The organism is Nodosilinea sp. LEGE 07088 (assembly GCF_015207395.1).
GTDB lineage: Bacteria > Cyanobacteriota > Cyanobacteriia > Phormidesmidales > Phormidesmidaceae > Nodosilinea.
Map to the genome: position 1 here is coordinate 1 of NZ_JADEWX010000217.1, position 8,460 is coordinate 8,460.

Here is an 8,460-nt window from a genome sequence, read left to right on the forward strand (position 1 = left end):
TGGTTTGGTAGGATGCAGGAAACATATTGGTTTAGGGGAGCTGCACTGAGGCTCCCTATTTTTTGTCCCCTTTATTGTCTCAAAGCCCTGTACCGCATGACGTTGAGTACCCTTGTCACCCGTTAAGATGTTTTTCATGCCGTCACCCACCAACACCAAATCTGGCAGCCAGACCTATACGACGTTGACACTATTCATCCAGAAGCCCGCTCAGCCTACGAGCAGCTCCTAAATCGAGCCGATAGTTCTGCCGCTAGCGATTCAGGCCGCATCCTATTGCTACTGGGAGAGTCGGGGGCGGGTAAAACTCATTTGATGCGGTTTTTTCGCAATCAAACCCACGAACAACAGAAGGGCTTCTTTAGCTACATGCAGATGACCTCTGCGGTGTCGAACTATGCTCGGTATGTGCTGAGGAACACCATCGATTCTTTCGATAAGCCTTACTACGAACCCTTTGGGCCAAAAACTGGACTGATTGAGTTCTCTAATGCCCTAGCCGAAAGCTCAGGCGTCGTTACACCTAATGAACTTGCTCTCCTGAAAGAAGACGATCTATCCCAGGAAGAGCTAATCGATTTAATCTACCCAATCGCCGATCGTGTGATTGCCCTGCCACAGTTTAATGGGGTTGATATCGACGTTATTCGGGCGCTGCTATACCTGCAACCTGGCCAGCCTGCTATCAGCGCTAAAGTTCTTAAATTATTGCGGTGCGAACCCTTAACCCCCTACGACAGTAGAGTTTTAGGTGGGGTAGTCGGCCGCGATCACGATGATGATCCCCTGCGGATGCTACGGTCTTTTGCCTTGCTGATTCAAGCAGTTACCGGCGGGGCCTTTGTCGTTTGCTTAGACCAGCTCGAAGATATTCACAGTATGGATGAAGCTGGTCAGCGTTTCCGGCGTGCTGTTCAGACCATCGTTACGCTAGCTGAGATTCCCAACGTCATCGTCGTGCTCTCCTGCCTAGAGAGCTTTTACGATCTGTTGAAACAACACCTGCCAAAATCCCATCTCGATCGTCTAGAGCTAGATCCGACCCCCATAAGCCTTAGTGCCCGGCGTTCAGAAGATGAAGTCAGGCAAATTCTCTCGCGGCGACTGCAAAATCTTTACGAATTGGCAGAAATATCGGTCAACAGTGACGAGGCGTTATATCCCTTCCCTGACTCTATCGCTGAGACGCTAGCGGGTCAGACAACTCGCGATGTCTTGGAATGGTGTCGCCGTCAGCGAGAAAAAAGCATCACCACAGGACAATTACCCGACCTGGATGCCACTGCCTCGGGGTCTGAAAATGGGTCGAAACCTTCAGAAGACTATGAGCTGAGCCAGCATTGGAATGACCATTTAGCAGAGAGTTTTGAGCCTTCCGACGATGATCGCGATCTAGTGTACCTCATGGGCAATAGCATCCAGCGCTGTGGGCAAGAACTGGGCCATGGCTACCACTTCACCACCCAGATCGATGGGGAGTACATGACCGCAGACCTGCACCTGGAGCCAAATAACTCTAGGGAATCTTTACGGCTGGGTTTATGTCAGAAGTCTTCAAAGGGTGGTGCTCTAGCCAAACAAATTCGGGAGCTTCAGCAAAACGCTGGTGATCGTATTCCCGTTGCCCTACGCACCACAGAGTTTCCTAACAATCCTCGAACCCAGATTGCCCAGCAGATTGGTACCTTTCTTAGTCAGGGAGGTCGTCGCGCCCAGGTGGCCGATTCTGACTGGCGCACCATGCTGGCGATTCAGAGCTTCGAGCAGCAGTACGGCGATCGCCCCGAATACCCCGCCTGGCTCCAGGCCGAGAAACCCCTGTCGCAATTGCCCTCGCTCCAGCGCATCTTGGATTTGGCCAACCTGAAGATTGCCGCCGGTTCTACGTCCAGCAGCCAGCCTCAGCCGACCCCACCAACGCCCCAGCCGCCAGCCACAAAGCCTGGGGATAATGCTCCTGAAGACGCACCAAAACCAAGTCCCGACCTTGAGGCCGAACCGACCTTACCTGAGCCAGTGTCAGCCATTCCCTTGGGCCAAACCCGTACCACAGTGCCGACTCCGGTGGATCTGCCTCGGGAAGCGCTGGTGCGCCACGCCGCGTTCCTGGGGGGCTCGGGCAGCGGTAAAACCACCCTGGCCCTGACCTTGATCGAACAACTGTTGCTGCGGGGCGTTCCTGCCATTTTGCTCGATCGCAAGGGCGATTTGTGCAGCTACGCTAACCCCGAGGCGTGGGAACAGCCCACCGACAATCCTCGGCTGATGGCCTACCGGCAACTGCTGCGCGACCATACTGATGTTGCGGTCTACACCCCTGGTACCCTGGGCAACGCTGGGCGACCGCTGAGCATTGCCATTACCCCGCCGGGCCTGGGGCAACTACCCAGCGCTGAGCGGCAGCAAATGGCTAACTACTGCGCCGCCGCTCTGGGCGGCATTATGGGCTATAAGTCGGCGGGGCTGGATAAAATCCGGATGGCGATTCTGGGGCAGGCGATCGCCGTGCTCAGCACCCTCCAGACAGACAACCCCCTGAGCATCGACCGGCTGATTTCCTTCATCGCTGAGCAGGATCCACTGCTGGTAAATGCGATCGGGGTATTAGACCCGAAGCACTGCAAAAAGCTGGCGGAAGACCTCCAGACCCTCAGCCTGATGGCCGGGCACCTCTTCAATCCTCAGTGCGAACAACTGTCCACCGAGCAGCTGTTGGCCTCGTCTCACCCCCAGAAAACTCGGCTATCGGTGATCAACCTGGGCAGCCTAGGCGACAACGCCAGCATCCTGTTTTGGGTGTCGCAGTTTTTGCTTAACCTCAACCGCTATGCCCAGCAACACCCCTCGGGCCAGCTCCAGGCGGTGGTGTTGTTTGATGAGGCCGATCTGTACCTGCCCGCTCAGGGCAAACCCTCCACCAAAGAGCCGATGGAAAGCCTGCTGAAGCGAGCCCGCTCCGCCGGGCTGGGCATTTTGCTCGCCACCCAGAGCCCCGGCGATCTGGACTACAAGTGTCGAGATCAAATCTCGTCCTGGTTTGTCGGCAAGGTGAAGGAAAACACCGCCCTCAACAAGCTGAAGCCTATGCTCAGCGAGGCCAAGACAGATGTTACCAGCAAGCTCGCCAACCAACAGGTCGGCGAGTTCTTCGCGATCCGTGCTGGGGAGGTCACCAGCTTGAAGGCAAACCTGTCATTGATTCGGGCTGAACAGGTACCGCTGGAAATGGTGCAAGCCCTAGCGGCTAGTTCTGTAAATCAACCTCAGTTCGGGATAAGGAAAGGAGGGGCTCTGTAAGCTGATATCACCGAAACGATTCAGCAGGCCCCCCTATGGACAGTCTAGAAGAGCTGTTTTGCCACATTGATGATTTTTGCCAGCAGTTCGAGCCCAAATGGCACTCCCTGCTGCTGGGTGAAGGCGTTCAGCACCGTCAGCGCCAGCGATCGCTGAGTTTGAGCGAGATCATGACAATTTTGGTGTGCTTCCATCAGCAGCACTATCGCAACGTCAAAACGTTCTACAACAAGCATGTCTGTGTGCATTGGCGAGAGGCGTTTCCCGGCCTGGTCAGCTACAACCGCTTTGTGGAATGGATGCCCTCAGCGCTGATGCCGCTGTGCGTGTATCTAAAGCACTGCTTTGGCGGCTGCACCGGCATCAGCTTCATTGATAGCAGCAGCCTCAAGGTTTGCCACAACCGTCGGATTCGACGCCACAAGGTGTTTCGAGGCCTGGCCGCTCGTGGCAAAACCTCCGTCGATTGGTTCTTTGGCTTCAAACTCCACCTGGTGGTCAATGAACGGGGGGAGTTGCTCAATATCCAGATCACGCCGGGCAATACCGATGACCGCAAGCCCGTCGAGGACTTGCTTGAAGGCCTTTATGGCAAGGTCTTTGCTGACCGGGGCTATGTCTCTAAAGCGCTGGCGCAACGGCTATTCGAGACCTATGGCATTGAGTTCTTTGCTAAACCCAAACGCAACATGAAAAACCACCTGATGCGGCTCACCGACAAGTTACTGGCTCGCAAGCGCGCCATTATCGAAACCGTCATTGACCAGCTCAAGAACATTTCCCAAATTGAGCATTCCAGGCATCGCAGCCCCACCAACTTCATGGTCAATGTCATCTGTGGCTTGATTGCCTACTGCCATCAGCCCAAGAAGCCGTCTCTCAATCTGGACTTCGCCCTTCCTCCATCGGCTTAACCCGAACTCAGGTTCCCTAATGCCTGGATGGCGCTGCATTGTACGGCCAGGTTTGGGTCTGCCAGAGATGCTAGCAGCAATGGTGTGGTTGATTGATCGCCCAGTTTGCCTAAGGACTCTGCTGCTTTGGCGCGAACCTCTGGGTTGGGGTCACTGGTGAGAGCATGGGTAATGGTGTCTAAGACCATCTGGCGGTAATCGGTTGGCTGTACCATCTGACTTTCCACAGTAGGGGTAAGAAATCAGGCGTAGAGACTTTGCTCAATCATAGAGGAAGCAATTTTCTTGAGTGAATCCGAGTGATTCTATTGTTCGTATTGAGAAATAGCCTGCCTAACGGTTTCAAGATCAACGTCGGGTTGGTCAGATTTTGAGTACATAGTGACTAAGATGATGCGGTCTTGGTCTTTCAAATAGTAAATGACTCGATAGCCGCCACTTTTACCTTTTTGAATATCGCTGTTTTTGACCCGAACTTTGAAGATGGTCAGCTTCATTCCCGACACTTGATCGCCGGGAAGTTCACCTGCCTCTAATTGATTGAGCAAGGGCTGCAAGTCACTGCGAATGCGGCGATAGCGCTTGGCCAGGGTGCGGAGATCTTTTTGAAAGCGAGGGGTCAGGTCAATTTGTACTGGTGTTGGGTCATTCGGCATCGATACCATCCCACATGTGCGAGAGAGGGATGGTTTGACCGTTGAGGGCTTGCTGTAAGCCTTCCCTTAACCCTTCGAGGATAACTTCGTTGGGAGTATCATCGGGGCCGGAAGGCTCAACCAGTTGAACCAAGGACTCTAGAATCAATGTCTCTAAAGGAACGTTGAGTTGAGATGCTCGCTCTGTGAGCTTCTGTTCGAGGTCATCAGGGATTTGAATGGTGACTTGCATATTTAAGCCCCGTAGTTAGGTTCTTCACTAAGTTTGTCTAAGTAAATAATAATAATTTTCGCCCAAACACTATCTTCTAAGTGATTTCTCATGCAGAGTGTGGTTGCTCTGGCTGCCCTGTGGGGTGTTATGGCGAAGGCTGGCTTTGCTCAGTCTATCGCGACTAGCTCTCGGCTAGTCACCAGGAGGTTTATAACCATCACCCTTGTCCCTTTGCGGCTCGGATGACGTTTAACAATTGACGAGAACTCATCGTTTCCATTATTCCTATGCTCCGCGTGGGAATGCTCCGATGGCGCTCCTGCGCCCCTGCCCCGGAGGACACTGGAGCGCCAGGGCCATATCCGACGCAGAAGCGTTGGCACAATAAGTCGCCCCCCTGCCGTGGGTAGCCTGCGGCAAGCGAGCTATAGTAATGTCATTACTAATTCTAATAGCAATTTCTAGGAGCCCCTCTAGGAGTAAGCAACTAAGAGTTTCAGATTAGTCAGTCTAAAATTCTTATCTCTTCAAAGAGTTTTTTCAAATGTCCATCGGACATATCTAGAATTGGCTCATACATAAATGAATTTAGATGGATACTTTCAGGCGTCATCAAAACCACTCTTTCTATAACATCAATAGACTGGTATTCTTGAGAAAACTCAACTTTGAACCTATCAAATAATACTTTTGTCTGATTAGATCTGATTCCACTTGCAAATGCTGAATCATTAATTTTTTGAATCATGTATCTTTCAGCAAAAAGACGCGCAGCAATAGATAAAACTACTTTATTTTCAAAATTAATACTTTCATCATCCTGAAGACATTCTGTTGCTGATGTTTCAATGACTTCTATTATTGGCTGATCCGTGATAATGGAAGAATTTGAACATTCAAAAACCTGGTTAAATATACTGTCAAGATCCTGCACGGTAATCGTATTAGTATCCTCTTTCCAGTGAACCATAGAAGTAAGCCTTAAGTAAGACTCATCTGCTTCTCCTTTTGTATATTCTATAAGGTTTCGTATAAAAGGGATGGAAGCAATTTTCTTTTTATTGTCGCTATAGAAATGCTGTTTCCAATCTTTTACGAAAATATTTTTGATGCCTTTGGCTTTATTTAATCTCAGTTCGGTTTCAGATTTGTAAGTCATCAAACAATTTGAGTACTTCACGAATCTACTTTGAACCGTTCTGAAAAAATCGAAATTATGAGTTAACAGCAGTTGATAAAAATAGGGTTCTTGCGAAATATCGCGCAGATATTCAATGATGGCATACTTATTTTTGTAGTCGAATGAATCAGCTATATCATCTATCACAAAAAGAGTATTTTGCCGTGCCTTCTTTCTGACTTCTACCTCAAAAATTATGTTCAGTATATAAAGGGCCTTTTTCTCACCTGTGCTTAGCACTTGTAGTAATTCATCCTTTTCCACTGATGTATGATCAGTGCCATCTTCAAATTCAAATCCTAGTTTCAGTAGTGGTTCTTGTGCAAGAATTACTTCAGTCTTGTTCTTCGCTACTAGCTTAAAAGGAACATGGAATCTTTTGTTAAATATTTCAATTACTGATTCCCACTGAGTTTGTTGGTCTCTAGCCTCAAGCTCAATCTCTCTCTTTCGTCTTTCTGCATTCTGATGTTTAGTTACTAAGTCCGCACATAAGTCCAGGTTTTCTACAAGATATGACTTCCAGAAGATCTTCTTTAATTCTGCCATGTCAGAAAAATATGGCAGAATATATTCATTTTCAAGCAAAAACTCCTGAAAATTTCTTAGGTCAACGTTTTTATTGAGTTTCTCTTCTATCTTTTTGAATCTATTACGTAAAACTGTGTCTTCAGTTATCTGTTTTTTCTCTGCCTCAATTAAACTCTCAAATTCTTTTTTTGTTTTAATTTCAACTAGCTTGGCATCGGTAGCATTCAATATAATCGTGTGATTAGCGTCAAAGAAACCGTTTTGAGCCAAACTCTTTGCTACAGTGCTTCCATTGTAGTAGTTAAATGTACCTTTCTTGAAGTATAGTGATGTTTCTAGTAATTCATTATATCTTGCTATATATTCTTGTACCAAAGCACTAAAATCTTCCGTATTCAAAAATGACTGAACTTTTTCATTGAATATCTGATCGTAGGGGACACATGCAAGGGAAGCATCACTAGCCGAAGTCGAAATTTCTTCGTTAATATCCACCAAGGCTTCATAGAATTTGTCCTCATCTCCAGTAAAAGAAAGAGATAATTCGCGTTGAATATCTTTTCTGGTTTTAGAAATTTCTTTCAAACCACTTATTAATCTGTTCTTTGCTTGATTAATAGCTATATGTAGTTGTTCGTATTCCTCTCGAAGGGTAGCATCTACAAGTAAGGTTGATGTTTTTTCAGTATGTCCAAAAACTTCGTCATAAGGCCAGATAACTACTATCTCATTACTGTCAAGTTCATTCCCTAATTCGTCTACAATTGTCCTTATTGTTGTCCGTGAAGGAAACAATCTGTCTTTTGAAATACAGTTATTTGCTATATCATCAAATACTTTTGCAAAGGACGACTTCATGCAGCCATTAGGCGCATAAATGGCGATTGCTTGACAGTTAGAAAAGTCAAAGCTTGTTTGGAACTGCTTGATACCGTAGCAGTTCCTAAGAGTTACACTAAGGTTTTTCAAAATACCTCCTAGCTATGCATCCAAATAAGGATTTGGGTAAATTACTGATTAAAAACTTGAGTTTTAGATAGCCTACTTTAATCACATAAAGCACAAAATTTTGCAAAATAGAGTATCTTGTGTGCTATAAGATGGTTTTCAAGAAATCTTTGATTGCTTTTCTAAGGGAAGACTTCAGTTGCCAGCCTGAGAAAAGGTGAAATTTGAAGGTTAAGATATATTATCCAATCCTTCGATATAGATAGCCAGCTTTTTTGATGTTTTTATCCAAAAAACTCCCATGTGAACTAGCTGCCATTAAACCTTCGTAAACTAGTTTTGGGACATCTGAATATTGATAGACTGCTCCGTTTATAAACTCTATTTCTAGAACTCTAGAATTAGGTTCATATCCAATTGAAGCAATGTTAGAAGATGAAACTTTAATTCTACCCATGGTTTTAACTATTTATTATTCAACAAGCTGGTCAGATTAAGATGATGTAAGAATTTCCTTAACTTTTGCTACATATTAGTATTCTCTAGGGTAACTTGATGCTGGTCAGTGATGGCGATCACTAGTTCATTATTCGCTGACTGCCTGACACATCTTTAGGCAGCCTCCCAGGGTGGTAATTGACAGCACAGGGATTGGATCCTAGAGAACCAGATGCGGTCATAATACCGGGCTTCAGCTCTTTTAGAGGCAAAACAGGGCTC

General features: G+C 47.2%; 7 protein-coding genes. 2 read left to right on the plus strand and 5 right to left on the minus strand.

Annotated features, from left to right (window positions below):
• The first annotated feature begins 315 nt into the window (after positions 1-315).
• On the plus strand, positions 316-3,297 hold the full coding sequence (locus IQ254_RS27625) for an ATP-binding protein (RefSeq protein WP_228041158.1): 2,982 nt from the start codon (positions 316-318) through the stop codon (positions 3,295-3,297).
• Positions 3,298-3,332: 35 nt separating this feature from the next.
• A complete protein-coding gene (locus tag IQ254_RS27630) occupies positions 3,333-4,211 on the plus strand; it encodes an IS982 family transposase (RefSeq protein WP_193969365.1) in 879 nt (292 codons plus the stop codon).
• On the opposite strand, the gene IQ254_RS27635 is transcribed toward IQ254_RS27630, so the two are convergent.
• The 5 genes from IQ254_RS27635 to IQ254_RS27655 form a co-directional block, all read right to left on the minus strand.
• Positions 4,208-4,426, minus strand: coding sequence for a HEAT repeat domain-containing protein (locus IQ254_RS27635; RefSeq protein WP_228041159.1), 219 nt, complete (start codon positions 4,424-4,426; stop codon positions 4,208-4,210). The genes IQ254_RS27630 and IQ254_RS27635 overlap by 4 nt on opposite strands.
• Before the next feature lie 90 nt (positions 4,427-4,516).
• Positions 4,517-4,867, minus strand: a complete 351-nt coding sequence (locus tag IQ254_RS27640; RefSeq protein WP_193969366.1) for a type II toxin-antitoxin system RelE/ParE family toxin — start codon at positions 4,865-4,867, stop codon at positions 4,517-4,519.
• The gene (locus tag IQ254_RS27645) at positions 4,857-5,099 is read right to left on the minus strand and encodes a hypothetical protein (protein WP_193969367.1); all 243 of its coding nucleotides are present in this window, start codon (positions 5,097-5,099) and stop codon (positions 4,857-4,859) included. The genes IQ254_RS27640 and IQ254_RS27645 overlap by 11 nt, the downstream gene beginning before the upstream one ends.
• Positions 5,100-5,586: 487 nt before the next feature.
• On the minus strand, positions 5,587-7,761 hold the full coding sequence (locus IQ254_RS27650) for a phage infection protein (protein ID WP_193969368.1): 2,175 nt from the start codon (positions 7,759-7,761) through the stop codon (positions 5,587-5,589).
• Positions 7,762-7,981: 220 nt separating this feature from the next.
• Positions 7,982-8,197, minus strand: a complete 216-nt coding sequence (locus IQ254_RS27655) for a KTSC domain-containing protein (RefSeq protein WP_193969369.1) — start codon at positions 8,195-8,197, stop codon at positions 7,982-7,984.
• Between the last annotated feature and the right edge of the window lie 263 nt (positions 8,198-8,460).

Bases quoted from the DNA above. Each gene is read 5' to 3' on its own strand.
- IQ254_RS27630 (WP_193969365.1), top strand. From the start codon at position 3,333: ATGGACAGTCTAGAAGAGCTGTTTTGCCACATTGATGATTTTTGCCAG.
- IQ254_RS27645 (WP_193969367.1), bottom strand. From the start codon at position 5,099: ATGCAAGTCACCATTCAAATCCCTGATGACCTCGAACAGAAGCTCACA.
- IQ254_RS27640 (WP_193969366.1), bottom strand. From the start codon at position 4,867: ATGCCGAATGACCCAACACCAGTACAAATTGACCTGACCCCTCGCTTT.
- IQ254_RS27635 (WP_228041159.1), bottom strand. From the start codon at position 4,426: ATGGTACAGCCAACCGATTACCGCCAGATGGTCTTAGACACCATTACC.
- IQ254_RS27655 (WP_193969369.1), bottom strand. From the start codon at position 8,197: ATGGGTAGAATTAAAGTTTCATCTTCTAACATTGCTTCAATTGGATAT.
- IQ254_RS27625 (WP_228041158.1), top strand. From the start codon at position 316: ATGCGGTTTTTTCGCAATCAAACCCACGAACAACAGAAGGGCTTCTTT.